This window comes from Rhodoplanes tepidamans (assembly GCF_030813915.1).
GTDB lineage: Bacteria > Pseudomonadota > Alphaproteobacteria > Rhizobiales > Xanthobacteraceae > Rhodoplanes > Rhodoplanes tepidamans.
In genome coordinates, this window is the sequence record NZ_JAUSUJ010000014.1 from 77,539 (window position 1) to 94,391 (window position 16,853).

The following is a 16,853-nucleotide window of genomic DNA, read 5'->3' on the forward strand; positions in this document are numbered from 1 at the left end:
CTCGCGCGGCAGCGGGCTCAATGGACGACGTCCGGCGCCTGATGCAGCGCCTTCCAGATGCGATAGCGGATCTCGCCGAAGGCCGGCGACGAGCGCAGCCGGCCGATGTCGCCGCGCGGCCGCGGCAGGGCGACGTCGACGATCTCCTGCAGCTCGCCGTCCCGCATCACCACGACGCGGTCGGCGAGCAGAACGGCCTCGTCGAGATCGTGGGTGACGAACAGGATGGTCTTGCCGGTGCGGGCCTGGATGTCGAGCAGCTCGATCTGCAGCGACTCGCGCGTCTGCGCGTCGAGCGCGCCGAACGGCTCGTCCATCAGCAGCACCTTGGGGTCGATCGCCAGGGCGCGGGCGATGCCGACGCGCTGGCGCATGCCGCCCGAAAGCTGATAGGGGCGACGATTCCAGGAGTCCTTCAGGCCGACCAGGTCGAGATAGCGCATCGCGGTGTCGTGCAGCTCGGCCCCGCGCATGCCCTTCATCTCGAGGCCGAACTGGACGTTCTGCAGCGCCGTCAGCCAGGGCAGCAGCTCGGCGTGCTGGAACACCATGCCGCGGTCGTAGCCGCAGCCGTGCACCTCGCGCCCGTCCACCATCACGTGGCCGTGGCTCGCCTGCTCGAGTCCCATGGCGACGCGCAGCGCCGTGGTCTTTCCGCATCCGCTCGGCCCGATCAGCACGGCGATCTCGCCGTCCCGGATCGTGAAGCTGACGCGCTTCAGCGCGAACACCGTATGGGCCGCCGCGCCGACACCGGACGTGAACCGCTTGGTCACGTCCACAAGGCTGACTTCTCCCATGCTCGTCTCCTCGGGACGCCCGCGACGGGGGCTCTGCTCGCTCCGAAGCGTGGCGGCCGGCACCGGTCAGTCGGTCACACGGCCGGGCGTCATTTCCCGACCAGCTCGAGGGCGCGGGCGCGCGGCTTCTCGTCGACCATGGCCTTCACGTCGACGGGCTTGGTGAGGTTTCCGGTCTTGGTCAGCAGGTCGCGCATCCAGGTGAGCTTCTCGACCGGGATCGGCATCGCCGGGTCGATGGCAGAGAGCTTCACGACCTCGTCGTGGACGTAGCCGGCGCGCGGGTCGTCAGCCTTGACGCCGGTGACCTCGCTGGTCACCGCGATCATCCTGTCGCGGTTGTCGAGCGCATAGCGCCACGACGCCATCGAGGCCGCCAGGAACCGGGCCGCGTCGTCGCCGCGCTCCGCCAGCGTCTTGCCGGACACGTAGGTGCAGAAGCGGATGTACTCGGGAACCACGTCGTGGGCGTGGACCAGCATCTTGACGCCGAGCTTGTCCGCCACCGGGGCGAAGCCGGTCGCCGCCGCCGCGGCGTCGACGACGCCCGCCGTCACCGCCTTGAAGCGGTCGCCGTCGCTGCCCAGCACGCTGAACCGCACCTCGTTTCCGGCAATGCCGGCCTTGTCGAGCACGGCGCGGGCGAAAAGGTCGGGCAGCGCGCCGGGACCGGAGATTGCCAGCGTCTTGCCCTTCAAATCGGCGACGCCGCCGACACTCTTCTTGGCCCAGAGTGCGTAGGTGAGGCCCGGCCAGTAGCAGCCGACGACCTTGATGTCGGCGCCGCGCGAGGCGGCGATCAGCGGCGCGCCCGGGCTGCCCTCGTAGCTGTCGAGCTCGCCGGCCAGCATGGCCCGCAGGGCGAGCGCGTCGCCCTTGAACTGCATCATCTGCAGGTCGATGCCCTGCTTCTCGGCGAAGCCGCCCTTGGCCGCCATGAAAACGAAGCCGGCGTCGCTCTTCGCCTCGACGACGCCGTGACGCCACGGCTTCAGCTCGGCGGCCGACGCCGCGCCGGGCAGCGCCATCGCCGTGAGCAGCACGACGCGGCCGAGGAGCCTGTTCGCCGGAAACCAGCTCGATCGTGAGCTCATGACATCTCCTTCAGGTGCACCCGGATCAGGTTGGCCCGGGCTCGGGGGTCTGCGCGAAGGCGACGGGGGAATTCATGGCGACGTCGCTGCGTCGCTGGTTTGCAAGCTCCGTACCAGTCTTGAAGTAGTCGCTCGCGGCGGCGCGCCGCGCCTGCTGTTCGAGCGCCTCCGGCCAATGGCCGAGCTCGTAGCCGTGCCACGGCGCCTCCGGCGCGAGCGCCGGCAGGCCGAGCCGCTCCCAGATCGCGCGGGCGTTCTCCATGTACTCGCGCCGCGGCAGCGCCACCGGTGCGAACACACCTTTCAGCATCGCGTTGATCAGCACGGCCGCCGTGTCGCCGCCGTCGCGCGGCCCTTTCGGGCCGTGACCCGGATCCTTGTGGTCGAGGACCCGGAGATCGTGCTGCGGCTGGCAGCGGTAGGACATCGCCCAGAACAGCGCGTCGGCGTTCTCCGGATCGATGTCCTCGTCGACCGCGACGATCCATTTGCCGGCGAAGCGGTGCAGGGTCGAAGCGCCGTAGAGGGCGCGCCAGACCTCGGTCTCGGGCACGCCGCGCTCGAACTGGATCCCGAGCACTGCATACAAACTGGTCAGCGGCTCGTGCATCGCGACGCGTTTGACGCCGCGGATCGACAGGCCGTGGCGCAGGTGATGCAGGAACATCGGCTCCATCGCGGCCTTGCGGATCACGCTGGACTCGCTCGGCGTCACCTGGCTGATGAAGGAGGTGAGGATCGGGTTGCGCCGGCGGGTGATCGCCGTCACCTCCATGTAGGCGTTGTATTCCTGCAGATTGACGTAGCCGTGCGATTCGCCGAACGGTGCCTCGGGTTCCAGCGCGTCGGTGGCGATGAAGCCCTCGATGACGAACTCGGCCTCGGCCGGCACCAGGAGATCGACCGTCTTGGCGCGCGTCACGTTGATGGAACTTCCGACCAGGGCGCCGGCGACGGCGATCTCGTCGAGATGCTCGGGCATCTTCTGCACCGAGGCATAGGAGACGGCGGGCGGGCAGCCGACCACCACGGCGCAGGGCATCGGCTCGCCGCGCGCCTTGTATTTCAGCCAGTGCGCATAGATGCCGGCGCGCAGCTCGACCGAGGGATTCATGCCGAGCCGCCGCGGCGCCTTCAGCTGGCCGCGATAGTTGCCGACGTTCTGGACGCCGGTGTCGGGATCCCTGGTGATGTAGTGGCCGGCCGAGAGATAGGGCGCGTTGTCGAAGCCCGGCGTCGAGATCGGCACCGGCAGCCCGTCGAGCGCCGCGCCGTCGCGGTCGAGTTCCTCGCCCGTGACGACGATGTCGTGACACGGCGCGGACTCGACGACGCGCGGCGGAATCGGCGCCGCGATCGCCGCCACCCAGGTGTGGCCGATGTCCTCCAGCGGACGGCCGAAGCCGATGCGGTAGACCTCGCGGTTCGCCGCCAGCCCGGCGACCAGCACGGCGCCCGCGTAGCGGCGGCCGTTCGAGTCGGTCGGCCGGGTGAACAGGAACGCCTTGCGCTCGGGCTCGGGGATGCCGCCGCGGTACTGCCACCGCACCAGCGGATGCATCTCCGTGTCCTTGTTGATCGGCTCGTCCACGACCACGAGCCGGCCGGCGCGATGCAGCGCCAGCAGGTGGTCGTGCAGGTCTGGATAGCCGCGCGCCGATCCGGCGTCGTCGAGATAGCGGGCGAGCGCCGGATGCAGCGTGTCGGCCTCACGCATCGGGCACCCCGAGCGCCTCGGCGAGCCACGCCGAGACGGCGAAGGCGTCGGCATCGCCGTTCGCGAAGCCCAGCACCTGGAGACCGAGCGGCAGCCCCGCCTCCTCGAACAGCGGCACCGAGAGCGCCGGCACGCCGAGCATCGAGCCCGGCACCACGCAGATCGGGTTGCCGGTCGGCCGCAGCCCGACCGGCGCGGCGCTCGGCGCCGGCAGCGCGATGCAGGCGTCGCAGTCGGATGCGAGCGCCGCGTAGAGGGCCCGCACGCGGGCCCGCTCGGCGAGCGCCTTGCGATAGCCGTCGAGCCCGATGGTCGCCGCCTCGTCGAGGCGGTCGCGGCACGCCTGGCTCAGCTTGTCGGCATCGCGCGAGCGATAATCCTTGTAGGGCCAGATCGACTCGAAGGCGTTGATGCGGTTGGACAGCGGCCACGCGTCGTGGACCGCCTGCTCCACCGCCTCGACGCGCGGATCGGTACGGCGCGTGACGACCGCCACCCCCTGCTGCGCCAGCCGCTCGGCGGCGTCGTGCAGCACCGCCTTGGCGGCCTCGGTCGCCACCGCCCAGCCGGCCGTCTCCAGCACGGCGATGCGGGTCGGCCTCCTCGGCGCCGGCATGGTGGCGGGGCCGAACAGGCCCTCGAAGCCGGGATCGCCGCCGACCCGCACGGCCATCTCCATCATGGCCTGCCAGGCGTCGGCCAACGAGGCGGCCAGGATGCCGGTGGCGCTCTGGCTCAGATAGTCGTGGCTGCCGCCGCGATTGATCGCGCCGACCGTCGGCTTGAAGCCGACGCAGCCGCAATAGCTCGCCGGCCGCACGATCGAGCCGATCACCTGGGTGCCGAGCGCGGCACTGACGATGCCGACGGCGACAGCCGCGGCGGAGCCGCTGCTCGAGCCGCCGGGCGTGTGGCTCGGGTCCCACGGATTGCGGGTGCCGCGCGGCTCGGTGGCGGCGAACTCGGTGGTCACGGTCTTGCCGACGATCACGGCGCCGGCGTCGCGCAGCCCCATGGTCGAGGCGGCGTCGCGGCCCGCCTGCCAGCCGTCGAAGACCGGCGAACCCATCTGGGTCGGCAGGTCGAAGGTCTCGATGATGTCCTTGACGCCGACCGGCATGCCGTCGATGCGCGACAGCGGCCGGCCGGCCTTCCAGCGCGCCGTCGCCGCGTCGGCGGCGGCCCGCGCCGCCGACGGATCCGTGCACACGAACGCCCCGATCACCGGCTCCCACGCGTCCAGCCGCTCGAGGCAGCGCTCCAGGAACGCCCGCGGCGTGTCGCGGCCCTCCGCGAAGTTCTCCGTCGAAGCGCAGAACGGCGCCGGGGTTGGCCGGCCGGGGGTGCTCGTCATCGGGATCACGCGGGCTCGAGGGTCATGGCGGCGGCGCGAGCCTGGCTCGCGATCATCGACGTGCGCATCAGAAACTGGCGCGCCCGGTCCGGATCGCCGGCGATCGCGCGCAGCTCGTCGAGGTTCTTCCGCCGCGTCTCCGCGTCGCGCGCCTCGAGCCGCTTCTTGTTGGCGATGGTCTGCTCCTGAACGAACTCGATCGCCACGGTGCGGCGCTGGAGGTCGTAGAGATCGAGCAGCGCCTCGGGCGCGCCGTCGTTCGTCACCGCGAGCAACTTCTCGGCGAGGTTGGCGCCGTCCTGCAGGCCGCCGTTGAGTCCCATGCCGCCGATCGGGTTGTTGACGTGCGCCGCGTCGCCGGCGAGCAGCACCCGCCCCTTGCGGAACGTCGTCGCGACGCGCTGGTGGGTGACGTAGAGATTGCGGTGGACGATCTCGTAGGGGCGATCGGCCGGAAAGAACTTCTGCATGCGCGCCTGCACGGCGGCATCGCTCATCAGCTCCGCTTCGGCGACATTCGGGTCCGTCGGGAACACGCAGCGCCACAGGCCGGGCGGTCCGTCGTGCGAGACCTTGAAGCAGTTGCACCACTCGTCCGGATCGGCCCAGTAGCTGCGGAAGCACAGGCCGCGCTGCGCCTCGAAGTCGAACGGCGTGGTCAGCACGATGAAGCGCTCGGGCCAGGTGAAGCCCTCGAACGGAATCTCGGCCTGCTTGCGCACCACGCTGCGGCCGCCGTCGGCGCCGATCAGCCACGCCCCCGAATGCCGCGCCACCGTGCCGTCGGGACCACGAACCTCGACGGTCGCCTCGCTCGCCGACTGGGTCGCGGTCAGCACCTCGTGGCGATAGAGCACCTCGACGTTCGGCAGCCGCGCGATGCGATCGAGGATCAGCTTCGCGGTCTTGAACTGCTCGCACTGGACCACGAAGGGATGCCGCGTCGCATCGGCGAGGATCGCGTGGTCGAACTCGCAGACCTTCTCGTTGCCGGGCCGGTCCCAGAACTGGAACGTGCGGGCGACGAGGCCGACCCGCGCCATGTCGGCGGAGAGGCCGTCGTCGGCGAGCAGATCGAGGGTCGCCGGATGGGTCGTGGCGGCACGCGGGTCGGCCTGCGGGCCGTCGTTGAGATCGAACAGCCGCACCGGAATGCCCTGCCGTCCGATCAGCCATGCACAGAGGAGACCGACGGGACCGCCGCCGGCGATCAGCACGGTCCTGCTCGTGTCGCCGCTGCTCATGCGGTCCGTCCCGCGTCGCGATGGTTCGTCCCGGAGACCTGGAGCGCGCGTGTCTTCACGATCATGACCCTTCGCTTGACAGATTGTCTGACGATATGAAACTCTGCGGTCCTGTCAACAAGAGATAAGAGCCACGCCTCATGGATCTTCCCATCCGCCGCCTGACCACCGTGGTCGACGACAAGTTCGTCGAGGCCGGACGCCCGGCCGATCGCCTGCTCCGCAAGGTCGCCGTGGTCGCGGTGGTGCCGAACCCCCATGTCGGCCGTTACGTGCAGGATCTGTCGCCGATGATCGAGGCGAGCCGCGAGATCGGTGCCCGCATGGCCGAGGCCGCGCTGGCGGCGATGGGCGCGCACACGGCGGAGAGCTACGGCAAGGGCGGAATCGTCGGACTCGGCGGCGAGCAGGAGCACGCCAACGCGCTGCTGACGACCACCTTCGCCAACCCGTTCCGCGATGCCATCGGCGACGCGCCGGCCTGGATCTCGTCGATGACCAAGGTTGCGGCGCCGGGCACGCCGATCGACATCCCGATGAACGCCAAGACCGACGTCTACGTGCGGTCGCACTACGACGGCATGACGCTAGTGCTGCCCGACGCACCGCTGCCCGACGAGATCGCGCTCGTGTTCTGCCTCGCCAATCGCGGCCGCCTCAACGCCCGCGTCGGCGGCATGAGCTACGCGGAGTCCGTCGCGGCCCTGCAGAAGGCGCTGCAGCCGGCGTGAGCAGGACCGGACAGTCGTTCCGGCGCCGGAACGGCGGAGACGGCTTCGTCTGATGACCTCGGGTCATTCCGGGACGGCGCGCAGCGCCGGACCCGGACTGCAGCCACGAACACGAAACTCGTCGCTGGAGTCCGGGTTCGCGGGCATCGCCGGCGCCCCGGAATGACCCGCGCTTTCAGTGCCCGGCGCCGCTGAAGTCCTGCGGGATGCGGCACTCGGCGACGCGGACCGGTCTGATGGTCTGCGGCGTGTTGCGGCTGCGGCCGACGAAGCGCGGGACGCCGTCCGTGACGAGGGCGCCGACCGCGGCGATGTCGCCGTTGGCGAGCCCGGCGAGCGCGTCGTTCTTCGAGCCGCCGGCGCAGGCGTCGATCAGCACCACGTCGGCATCGCGGCCCGGCGCGATCACGCCGGAATTCAGGCGATAGACGCGGGCATTGTTGCCGGTCGCGGCGGCGATCGCGCGCTCGACCGGAATGCCGCCGAGGCTCGCCAGATGCGTGATGGTGTAGAGCATGCCGAGCGGCATGATGCCGCTGCCGGTCGGCGTGTCGGTGGCGATGAGCACGCGGTCGAAGGCGCCGGCCGCGGTGGCGAGCTTGGCCACGAGCAGCGCGGTGCGCAGATTGCCGGCCGTGCAGATCTGCAGCGCAACGTCCGACTCGTTCACGAGGCGCGGAAAGTCCCCGTCCGGCATGGCGATCGGGCCGCCGTTCACGTGGAACGATACGTCCGGCCTCATGGCGAGCAGGTGGTCTGCCCAGATGCCCGACGAGCCCGGGATCGACGACCCGCCGGTGTGCACCAGCGTGACCATGCCGAGGGCGCGCGCCTCGGCGATCAGCGGCGCGTAGTCGTAGGGCGTCGGGAAGGCCCCGAAGCCGGCCTTCGCCATCCACACGCCCTGCGCGGCGATCTCGGCGAGGTCGGCGCCGGTGAGCCCCGGCTCCAGGATCACGGCGCCGGCATGCACCCGCATCCCGCCCGGCCGGTAGTCCTGGAACGACTTCAGCGCGGCGACCGCGAGCGCCTTGACGCCGGCCGGATCCTTGGGCCGGCCCGGCACGTGCACCTCCGACGCCGTGATCGCCGTGGTGACGCCGCCGTGCACGTAGCTCTCCAGATAGCCGACCGTCTTCTGGCGCGGCGTGTAGTCGCCGAACGTGATGTGCACGTGCGAATCGATCAGGCCCGGCATCGCCGTGGTGCCGCCCGCGTCGATCACCACGTCGGCGCCCTCCATCGCATCCGCGTCGGCACCGCCGACATGGACGATCGCGCCGCCCTCCATCACGATCGTGTCGCCGGCCACGAACGGCTCGCGCCAGTCGCCGCTGACGATCAGGCCGAGATTGGTGATCGCCGTCTTCATGCGTCGGTCCCCTCGTCGCTGGTCGCCGGCGCGTCGCCCCGCCCGACCGGGCCGGGCCGGCGTTCCGGATCTGGTACGTAGATGCTCATATTGTAAGACAATCTGTCAAGTGATAGCGTCACCGGACCGGCGCGAGCCCGCCGGTTCCGCGGCGAACGCTCCCCTCGGATCGGGCGCACACCACGGGCAGGTTCCGCCGACGGGTGATGCCCGGGGGCCGGAAACGTCGTATCGTCCCGGACGATTCGAGCGCGCAGCGGGAGCGGCACGTTCGCGTCCCTGCCGTTCCGGCTCGACCGACGCGGGCGACGTCGTGACGCGGTGCCATACCGCGTCGAGGAGCAGACGGTTCGACGGCGAACCGCCCTGGACATCGGATCGTCGGATACAGATCGTCGGAAGCGGATCGTCATGAGTCAGATGGCCCCGAGGCCCCGCCTGGATCTCCGCATCTCTCCCAAGACGGTGCAGCAGCAGGCCGTCGAGAAGCTCCGCGGCGCGATCCTGGCCGGCCACTTCAAGCCGGGCGACCGGCTGGTCGAGGGCGATCTCTGCGCCATGCTCGGCGTCAGCCGCCCTTCGGTGCGCGAGGCGCTGCGCAGCCTGGAGGCCGAACGGCTGATCGCCGTCGCGCCGAACCGCGGCTTCTTCGTCCCGACGATGTCGTGGGAGGAGATCGAGGAGATCTACCGGGTGCGGGCGCTGCTCGAAGGAGAGGCCGCCGCCCTGTTCACGGTGCGGGCGAAGCGGCCGGAGCTGCAGGCAATGCGGGCCGCCCTGGACGACTTCAGGGCGGCCGTGGCCGCCGACGACATGATGGAGCAGCTCGCCTCGACGGGCCGGTTCTACGAGCCGATCCTGGCCGGCTGCGGCAACCGCATCATCCAGGAAATCCTGCAGGGTCTGATGGCCCGCATCACGTTCCTTCGGTCACGCTCGATGTCGCGCAAGGGCCGCGCCCGGCTGAGCCTGCGCGAGATGACGCGGATCTTCGACGCCGTGCGGGGCAGCGATCCGGAGGCGGCCCGCACCGCGGCCCGCGAGCATGTCGAGCAGGCCTGCGCCGCAGCCGAGATCGTCTACGCCGAGAAGGAGTGAGGGACGCGGTTCGTGCGAACGAGCCGGTCACGAAACGGGCGGGGGCCGGAACGGGCGGTGTCGGAATCAGGCGGTGACGGTGTATGCGGCGGCGACATGGCCGGCGGCGTCGAAGACTGATGCGACACGACCTGTGAGGCGGGACACCACCCAGACCGCGCCGAGCGTCCGGTCAAGTGGTGGGCGCACAAGGACTCGAACCTTGGACCCGCTGATTAAGAGTCAGCCAATTTCCGCGACTTCTCAACGACTTAGGAAAACGAGAAGTGTCAAACCTCCCCCCGAGGATCAATGACCTACGCCCGTTTTGTCAAACCCGTAGGGAACCTCCGCGCGCGCGGCGCCCCATGATGACCTTGGTGACATCGATCGGCAGTGTCGGCTGCGCTGTCCCAAATCTACCGGCGCGCCGCCGGACCCAACCGGGGGGGCATCCGCCCGCATCAGGCGACACTAGAAGTGGTTGTCGCCAGAGTTCGGAACCGTTTCCGGCCTTCATGAAAAAACGATTCTACGGGGCTCCTAGGGCTTTAGGGCCGGGGCCTCTGCACTCCAGCGACGTGAACGACGCCCCAACGCCCTGTGGCGGCTATAAAATGTCACATTTTCGACGTCCTGCCATAATGTGCGTCATAAAACCGTGTCCATCCCTCGATTCAATATCCGGAATATGAGGAGCGCGAGTATTTCCAAAATACTCGCGGCAGATGAACCGACACTCTTCGGCTTACAAACCCTGGCGGCAGAGGATCATCCTTCGCTTTGTTTCGGGCAGGCATGTCGAGCGTCAGTGAAATGGCTATAGCTGAGCCGATTTCAGCGCTTTCGACCCTGTGTCCAGGCTGAAGGACCGCTGAAGCAACTCTCTATCAGCGCGCGCTGGCCGCGCGAAAGCGACCGATGGGGCGTGAGGCGCCGTCGGCGTGTGCGAGGCTTATGGGGCTAGGGCGATGCCGTCCGATGACGATACCCACGATTTTCGGAGCTTCGATCGGCTTCCTTGGGAGCTGAACAAACGCATTGCGTTGGAGGTCGCGCGGGGCCTCAGAGACGGGGGCCAGCTCGGCGAATACGACCGGCTCGCGGATCGCATCACCCGATGCGGGCGGGTTTTGGAGTTCGATCGCTACGACACGGCCGAGGGCACGATCCCTCGCCTCGTTGGGGGAGAGTTTTGCCGGTCCCGGATGTGCCCGACGTGCATGCGGCTCAGAAGCCGCAAGTTGCACTATCAGCTGAGCGAGGTGCTGGACCTCTATACGCGCCGAAACCCGACCGACCAAGCTTTGTTGATCACCCTGACCATCAGGAACTGCGTTGCGGAGGAGTTGGCAGACACCCTCAGCCGATTGATGGAGGCTCTCCGGCGCTTCGTCCGTGCAAAGCGCTTCAAGCGCGCGTTCGCCGATGACTCCGGGGCGCGCTCCTGGTTCCGCACCTTGGAGATCACGCGGAACGCTGAGACCGGGGCATATCACCCTCACCTGCACCTCCTGGTGATGGCGCCGAACGGCTATTTCCAGAGGGACACCGGCCGTTACCTCACACAAGATGAACTCGCCGAGCTGTGGGGAACCTCCCTGCATGCCGACTACCGGCCTGTGGTCGATATCCGGCCAATTAAGGGAGTTGGTGGAGGCCGACTCACCGATATCGGGCGGAAGTCGCTGCGGGAGGTCACGAAGTACGTCACCAAATTCTCCGACCTGGTGAGCAGTGACAGCCTGGCGCTGGCGATCACGCCGGAAGAGCTTTGCGAGGTTCATGAGGCGCTGAGGGGCCGTAGGCTGATCGGCAAGAGCGGGACCTTCCGCGCGCTCTCGGCCGAACTCGATCAAGTCGACGTCGACGAACCGGACGCGGACTGGGGCATGCCAGACCGCTTGCCGCCGGAGGCCATTTATCTCGGCCGCGAACGCTGGGAATGGCGCTGGGCCTCACAGACTTTCGAGATTTTCGATCTGGTTTTCGTGCCGCCAGAACGGCGGCGCGAAACCGGGTAGCACGCAGCCTCTGCCCGGCCGGGCAGCAGCCCGGAGTTTTTTGAGCTGCACTTTGAGACTGCCAGGAATGGAGAAGCGCGATGGCGAACACGGGCTTGCTGGTGACCGGCAAGGTCGTCGGTCAAAAACACAACATGTACGATAACAAGCCGTATTGCGTGCTGCAGGTGATGGGTGAGGCGACGGACGGGTCTGTGAGCTTCATGGAAGTGAGCATGCCCGATGGCGCCAACCTCGCGGAATATGAGAAGGGAAAGGACGTGAGCATCCCGGTCATGGCGGCCGTCAACAAGTACAACAAGGTGGTGTTGCGGGCGGTTCTGCCGAAGACGGCGGCGGGCCAGTCGGCTTCGGCGATCAACAACGCCCGGCGCACTCCTGAAGCGCCGCGCACGACGCCGTGAGTGTGCTGGACCGGCGTGGCGTGGCTCCGCCACGCCGGTCTTGCCTCGGAAGGTCCGACGCATGCAAGTCCATTGCCTCAGCTTGGCGGATTCGCTGCTCGATTTCTGGAAGCGCGACGACCGCAACGCCGTGGAGGCGCACTTCAACGCCAAGCTTCGCGAGTTGGAGATGGACCACCTGCATCGCAACCTGGCGAAAAGTTACAGCTGGTGCCTCCGCGCTTACGTTGCCCTGTGGGATTGCGGACCAAGGATTTCGCTGCTCAATCTTCTTCACTGTGACTTCCGGTCAAAAGTGATCACGTATCGGCTCTACGAACGGGTCCTCACGGTCGCTGATTTGGAGGTCCGGCGCGAAGCCCTCGAACACCTCTGGGGCGAAGCCGTCGAGTTCGTTGATGGCGCTGGCACATTCGAACACTACTGGGACGGGCGCACTCTCCGGGAATTCACGGCGCCAGGCGCAGTAGTGGTGCGCCCTAAAGGCTGGAAGCTGATCCGCCCCGTGATCGAGGCGCCCAAAATCGCAACGTCCTCGCCACCCAAGGCGTGCATCAACCTGCCGTACCGACCACCGCCACCCGGTCTGCGCGTGGTCGAGCCCGCACCGAGCGCCGTAGCGGTCAGGGCGAATGTTTTGGAACGCCTCCGGTCGCACGCCGCGCCGAAGCCCAAGCCGGTTGAGCCGATCGAGTCCAAGAAGCTGCGCGAGTTTTTGGACTGGTGGGCGCGCGGTGAAGACCCGAATTACGTGGTTCCGGAGTTCGCTTTCTTCATGGTGGGGTCCGAACATCTCCTCACGCATTACTGGACGCTCTCCGACCAGGACAAGGCGAGAGGAAGGCGGTTTATCTGGCGAGCGATTGCCGAATTTGCCGGGCGGCTGAATTCGACCACCTATCCGGCAATGGCGGCGGCCGTGGCAGCCTGGCGCTGCGGGCTCACAGGATCGCTAGAGACCAGTTGGATCGAGCTGAACGCCTGTGACTTCCGCAACAGCGTGGTCACCTACGTCGGGATCGGGCAGGTCCTGCGGCCTGCCGAATTCGAGCCGCATCGGGACTACTTCGAGACGCTGTGGCAAGGGCCGGTCGAATTCGTCGACGCGGGCCAGGGGGTAGTGCTTCCCGCACAGTGGGACAAGGTCTCGAAACATCCCGGTTGCGTGACTGTGCGGCGGCGCCGCGTCCTGCCCGAACGCATCCAGCTTGGTCCGGTGCGGAATGCGGAGGTCACATTCGGCGTGGAGCTAACCACCGGCGAAAGGGTGAGCCTGCCTCTCCGAAGAGTCCCGCACACGCTGGTCGCCGGGACGACAGGCTTCGGCAAGTCCGTGTTCCTGCATCAGTTGATTCAACAGCTGCTGCAGCAAACGGACGTGGAGCGCCTGTACCTCGTCGATCTCAAGGCAGGCATTGAGTTCGCGCGCTATGAGGCACAGCCCAGGGCGACCGTCGTCTGGGAAATGCCGGAGGTGTTCCGGGTCATCGATGAGCTTGCCGCCGAGATGGACCGAAGACTGCAAGCCGCTCGGGGAGCGGGCCGGGAGTTCAACGGGCCACGCATCTTCTTCGTGGTCGACGAGTACGCCGAGATCGAGCTGTGGCCGACCGTGGGGAAGGAAGAGAAGGAAGCGAAGGCGAGGGCCCTGGCTCAGCTGATCAGGATTTCGCTGAGGGGACGGGCGGCCGGAATCGTGCTCGTGCTCAGCCTGCAGAAGGCCACGACTGACGTAATGGATAGTTCGCTGCGGAATAACCTGGCCGGACTGGTGTGCTTCCGGGTCGGTTCGAAAATGACGGCGGCTGCGATGTTCGGCAGTACCGATGATCTGCGGGTGAACCCGCTGCAGCTGCGGCGCGGGCAATTCATCTTCTACAATCCGGTCGCGGCGGAGATTCATTATCTGCAGGCAACCGTGCCGGACGGGCTCGGGATCGCGGACGGGAGGGGCTAGACGGACCGTGAGGGGTGAACCGAGGGCCGAACCCGCGAGGACAGACGCGCCGCCTGAGGCGCGGCTGCCCGCAGCGGGGAGGCCAGAGCGCGAGAACCGAACGGCTGGCCAAAGTCGGATCAGGCTTCGAACTGAGCCCCGCGAAGAGTGGCTGAATGAGATGAAGATTGGCGCTCGACGGTTGCGGGAAGAGGAAGGCGTCCGCTGTAGCGGCGGCGGTGACTCACCCGCACACATGGTAGGCGCGAGATGCCAGCGTCAATCTGATCGGGCGGGCCGTGGGCACGGCGGCGGGGCGAAGATATTTCCCTTGATACATTCGAAACAGCAGGTCACGCAGCTAGGCCTGGGGCAGCGAACCGTTGCGTTAGTGGCGCCGATGGTCGACCCTGAACCGCAGAACGGGTTAGGACGATGCTCCTGTCCTGCAGAACGCTCCGATGAGCGGTTTCAGAACCGCCGTCGGTTTCTTAGTCGAGTGCAATTGGTGCGGTGTGGCCCCTCTTCGCGGGAAGGGAAATGGTCGCACCCAGGTGGACTTCTTGTTGCTATTCGCGCTTGGCAGGCCAGATTGCGTCCCTGATCGACCTTAAATCCGAATTTGATCGGTGCCCTCAACTTTTGGAGGTCAAACGCACCTTGGCCTTGGTCGAGCGCGCATCTCGGTCTCTCGTTGGCTTTGACCGAATCGCCCGCCTGACATTCCCGATACTAAATCCCGCGACCTGAGGCGGGCGGAGAGCGTCGCTCAAGAATATTACCTCCGACCCAGTATTTTTCTCGCCAGCGCTATAGTTAAGCAAATAAGTGATTGGCGCAAATGATGAATAGGCATCTCTTATTTCAGGAACATTGTCGTAAGACACGACCCATCTTGCCTTTCGCCTCCGCTTTAGCTCAGCGGCGATATTTAAATGATCTTCTGCTCGATAGAAATTTTTATAGAGCTTATGCCCCTTCACGAAGTACGGAGGGTCTAGATATATAAATGATTTCTCATACCCTACCGCCTCCCCGAAAAAATCGAACGCATCAGCATTTGTTACTCTGATCTGGTTCGCATACCTCGACAAGGCCTTCAGATTTTCAATCTGCTTTTCTTTCACCAAGCGAACATCGATCTTCCAACTTCCTTTTTGTGCGTACCCGCCGATCGGTCCCGCTCCTTCGATGATCCCAGATCGATTGGTGCGATTGAGGAAGTAAGCAGAAAAACCGAGCTCTAACTTATTCTCGAAATCCCCTGCTTCCCATATTTCCAGCTGACGGTGCCATTGATCGATATCGACCGGCGTTCTTTCGATAAGGCGGCAGAATTTTTCTGTATTGAATAGTGCTGAAACCCAAAACGAATAAATAGATTGATCAATGTCATTGATTGAAATTCGGTCGACAAATCCATTGACGAGAAGCCGAATGGCCAGCCCTGCCCCACCCGCATAAGGCTCGCAGTATTCAGCGCCAAACAGTCTATTCTCCCGGATCAGCTCGACGAAAAACGGAAACAGCTTGGCCTTCCCCCCAGGATACCGCAGCGGAGATGTGATCATTACACATGCTTCTTTACAAACTGATCAATCGTGTCGCGTGCAGCGAGCACTCTTGTATCGTTGGGAATTACGTTCCCGTGAGCCCCGAGGTTGAGATAGTTAAGGTGATCCTTCTTGAATTCACTTAATATATTCTTATCGGCTTGAGACATCTTTACGTGCTGACTTATGCAAAGATTGAGGGAATTCTCCAAGTCTAATTTCGCACCATTTTTGTTCGCCCCCTGGTCGTCTATGATATGTTTCAGAATTGTCTCAGTGATGTTGCGAAGGAGAAAAGTTGCAGCCGCAGGGTATTTTTTACAGTTAATTTCCCTAGCTTCTTTCAAAAGCTGCGCCACAAGCGCGTTGTTAATTTTCTTAATTGAATAACCAAAGAGCGAGCCGGGCTTAGGCGCGCTGCTGGTACCACCGCCCGTCTTCGCGTTAGCCGGCCCCTGCTTACCGCTACTTCCGCTGTTACTCGCGGCACTAGCCTTCTTTCCACCACTCGCAACACTCGAAGCGGCCGTGCCATAATCCGCAAAGACCGCTTCATAGCTGGCGGTAGCGCCCAGCCCCTTAACCGGGCTGATGACGAGCTTTTGCAGGAGGTGCTTAAACTTTTTGTCTGCATCCTTGCCAAGCACGACTTTCAAATTGACAGTGTCGTAGCTGATGCCCACCTTCTCCTTGTGCCCGCTGGTTTGCAGAAACCGAACCGGCGGATTAAAGGCCAGATTTGGCTTAAGCAATATTTCCTTTTCTGTAGGTGTCCAGGACAAGCTTAGCGATTTAAGGTAAAGCTGGTATTCAAGAATCAGCTCTTTGATTTCACTTTGGGCCACATTAAACAATTTGGCGAGCTTGGGCAGGCTTTTTCCGCTTTTCCATTCATCATATACGGCCTTACGACTCCCTAAGTACCCCCACTTGGATTTGTCACCCGTACCGAAGTGAGCGCTCGCCATGATCGGCATCATAGCATCGCGGTTGGGGGCAATGCTGCAATCGACTTTGAGCAGACTGTTTCTTATGTTTTCGCTGATGTGAGGTATTGTGCCAGCATAATCTTTAGGCGGCTTCATGAGGCCAGTGAGAAGCTTGTACGCGGCAATACGCGTATTGCCTTCAACCACAACATATCCAGAGCCTTTTTTGACGACATATGGTCGCTCGGCCCCGATATTCTTTCCCTCTGATGAAATTTTCTTAATAAAAGCTTCAAGATCTTCGTTCTCATACAGATAGGAAACAATTTCACTCTGACTTGAAAGAGGAGTCTGTGAGACAATCCGAGGATTGCGATCGTCCAGCACGATCTCCTTAAGCGGAACGCTTTCGTACTTGAAGCCGGCAAACATGGAGTCCCCCCCGTACCGTTGGACATAGAGCACGAAGCTGGTCAGAGGATCAACCGGCGGGGCTGGGAGACGAGTGACAGTCCACAGCTGCTACCGGCGCAGGCCATGCTTAACACATATGCCGATTCTAGTGGTTCTCCCGTTGGCTTCTTCAGCCAAGCATCGCCGTCCGTCAGGAGACCTTCA

Annotated in this window: 13 protein-coding genes and 1 tRNA gene; 5 read left to right on the plus strand and 9 right to left on the minus strand. The window is 65.0% G+C overall.

Translation table 11 applies throughout. The features are described 5' to 3' along the window. Window positions 1-17 precede the first annotated feature (17 nt). The 5 genes from J2S22_RS17360 to J2S22_RS17380 form a co-directional block, all read right to left on the minus strand. Complete coding sequence (locus tag J2S22_RS17360) at window positions 18-800, minus strand: ABC transporter ATP-binding protein (protein WP_272775927.1); 783 nt, start codon at window positions 798-800, stop codon at window positions 18-20. 89 nt (window positions 801-889) lie between these two features. Then, the gene (locus J2S22_RS17365; RefSeq protein WP_272775928.1) at window positions 890-1,894 is read right to left on the minus strand and encodes an ABC transporter substrate-binding protein; all 1,005 of its coding nucleotides are present in this window, start codon (window positions 1,892-1,894) and stop codon (window positions 890-892) included. 25 nt (window positions 1,895-1,919) lie between these two features. After that, a complete protein-coding gene (locus J2S22_RS17370) occupies window positions 1,920-3,611 on the minus strand; it encodes a UbiD family decarboxylase (protein ID WP_272775929.1) in 1,692 nt (563 codons plus the stop codon). Beyond that, on the minus strand, window positions 3,604-4,965 hold the full coding sequence (locus tag J2S22_RS17375; RefSeq protein ID WP_272775930.1) for an amidase: 1,362 nt from the start codon (window positions 4,963-4,965) through the stop codon (window positions 3,604-3,606). Before J2S22_RS17375 ends, J2S22_RS17370 begins: the two co-directional genes overlap by 8 nt. 5 nt (window positions 4,966-4,970) lie before the next feature. Beyond that, window positions 4,971-6,209: an FAD-dependent oxidoreductase gene (locus J2S22_RS17380; RefSeq protein ID WP_272775931.1), complete on the minus strand. Its 1,239-nt coding sequence runs from the start codon at window positions 6,207-6,209 to the stop codon at window positions 4,971-4,973. Window positions 6,210-6,349: 140 nt separating this feature from the next. Between J2S22_RS17380 and J2S22_RS17385 the strand changes: the two genes are divergently transcribed. After that, complete coding sequence (locus J2S22_RS17385) at window positions 6,350-6,940, plus strand: amino acid synthesis family protein (RefSeq protein ID WP_272775932.1); 591 nt, start codon at window positions 6,350-6,352, stop codon at window positions 6,938-6,940. A gap of 175 nt (window positions 6,941-7,115) precedes the next feature. On the opposite strand, the gene J2S22_RS17390 is transcribed toward J2S22_RS17385, so the two are convergent. Next, a complete protein-coding gene (locus J2S22_RS17390; protein ID WP_272775933.1) occupies window positions 7,116-8,312 on the minus strand; it encodes an amidohydrolase family protein in 1,197 nt (398 codons plus the stop codon). A gap of 420 nt (window positions 8,313-8,732) precedes the next feature. On the opposite strand from J2S22_RS17390, the gene J2S22_RS17395 reads away from it, so the two are divergent. Beyond that, window positions 8,733-9,410 (plus strand): GntR family transcriptional regulator, encoded by a 678-nt coding sequence (locus tag J2S22_RS17395; protein ID WP_272775934.1) that lies wholly within the window; start codon window positions 8,733-8,735, stop codon window positions 9,408-9,410. Between the two features lie 177 nt (window positions 9,411-9,587). On the opposite strand, the gene J2S22_RS17400 is transcribed toward J2S22_RS17395, so the two are convergent. After that, window positions 9,588-9,714: transfer RNA gene (locus J2S22_RS17400), tRNA-OTHER, on the minus strand. Window positions 9,715-10,360: 646 nt separating this feature from the next. Between J2S22_RS17400 and J2S22_RS17405 the strand changes: the two genes are divergently transcribed. From J2S22_RS17405 to J2S22_RS17415, 3 genes are all read left to right on the plus strand, one after another. Beyond that, the gene (locus tag J2S22_RS17405) at window positions 10,361-11,413 is read left to right on the plus strand and encodes a protein rep (protein WP_272775935.1); all 1,053 of its coding nucleotides are present in this window, start codon (window positions 10,361-10,363) and stop codon (window positions 11,411-11,413) included. A gap of 80 nt (window positions 11,414-11,493) precedes the next feature. Next, on the plus strand, window positions 11,494-11,817 hold the full coding sequence (locus J2S22_RS17410) for a hypothetical protein (protein WP_272775936.1): 324 nt from the start codon (window positions 11,494-11,496) through the stop codon (window positions 11,815-11,817). A gap of 61 nt (window positions 11,818-11,878) precedes the next feature. Continuing rightward, on the plus strand, window positions 11,879-13,774 hold the full coding sequence (locus J2S22_RS17415) for an FtsK/SpoIIIE domain-containing protein (RefSeq protein ID WP_272775937.1): 1,896 nt from the start codon (window positions 11,879-11,881) through the stop codon (window positions 13,772-13,774). A 614-nt stretch (window positions 13,775-14,388) separates the two neighbouring features. Here the strand turns inward: J2S22_RS17415 and J2S22_RS17420 are convergent. Further along, entirely contained in the window at window positions 14,389-15,324 is a 936-nt protein-coding gene (locus J2S22_RS17420) for a DNA adenine methylase (RefSeq protein ID WP_272775938.1), read from the minus strand. Further along, window positions 15,324-16,667 carry a hypothetical protein gene (locus J2S22_RS17425; RefSeq protein WP_272775939.1) on the minus strand — a complete coding sequence of 448 codons (1,344 nt, stop codon included), beginning with the start codon at window positions 16,665-16,667 and terminating at the stop codon, window positions 15,324-15,326. The genes J2S22_RS17420 and J2S22_RS17425 overlap by 1 nt, the downstream gene beginning before the upstream one ends. Window positions 16,668-16,853: the final 186 nt, after the last annotated feature.

What these genes read in the sequence shown, in the direction of transcription:
- J2S22_RS17360 (WP_272775927.1), bottom strand. Translation starts at nt 800, where the DNA reads ATGGGAGAAGTCAGCCTTGTGGACGTGACCAAGCGGTTCACGTCCGGT.
- J2S22_RS17365 (WP_272775928.1), bottom strand. Translation starts at nt 1,894, where the DNA reads ATGAGCTCACGATCGAGCTGGTTTCCGGCGAACAGGCTCCTCGGCCGC.
- J2S22_RS17370 (WP_272775929.1), bottom strand. Translation starts at nt 3,611, where the DNA reads ATGCGTGAGGCCGACACGCTGCATCCGGCGCTCGCCCGCTATCTCGAC.
- J2S22_RS17375 (WP_272775930.1), bottom strand. Translation starts at nt 4,965, where the DNA reads ATGACGAGCACCCCCGGCCGGCCAACCCCGGCGCCGTTCTGCGCTTCG.
- J2S22_RS17380 (WP_272775931.1), bottom strand. Translation starts at nt 6,209, where the DNA reads ATGAGCAGCGGCGACACGAGCAGGACCGTGCTGATCGCCGGCGGCGGT.
- J2S22_RS17385 (WP_272775932.1), top strand. Translation starts at nt 6,350, where the DNA reads ATGGATCTTCCCATCCGCCGCCTGACCACCGTGGTCGACGACAAGTTC.
- J2S22_RS17390 (WP_272775933.1), bottom strand. Translation starts at nt 8,312, where the DNA reads ATGAAGACGGCGATCACCAATCTCGGCCTGATCGTCAGCGGCGACTGG.
- J2S22_RS17395 (WP_272775934.1), top strand. Translation starts at nt 8,733, where the DNA reads ATGGCCCCGAGGCCCCGCCTGGATCTCCGCATCTCTCCCAAGACGGTG.
- J2S22_RS17405 (WP_272775935.1), top strand. Translation starts at nt 10,361, where the DNA reads ATGCCGTCCGATGACGATACCCACGATTTTCGGAGCTTCGATCGGCTT.
- J2S22_RS17410 (WP_272775936.1), top strand. Translation starts at nt 11,494, where the DNA reads ATGGCGAACACGGGCTTGCTGGTGACCGGCAAGGTCGTCGGTCAAAAA.
- J2S22_RS17415 (WP_272775937.1), top strand. Translation starts at nt 11,879, where the DNA reads ATGCAAGTCCATTGCCTCAGCTTGGCGGATTCGCTGCTCGATTTCTGG.
- J2S22_RS17420 (WP_272775938.1), bottom strand. Translation starts at nt 15,324, where the DNA reads ATGATCACATCTCCGCTGCGGTATCCTGGGGGGAAGGCCAAGCTGTTT.
- J2S22_RS17425 (WP_272775939.1), bottom strand. Translation starts at nt 16,667, where the DNA reads ATGTTTGCCGGCTTCAAGTACGAAAGCGTTCCGCTTAAGGAGATCGTG.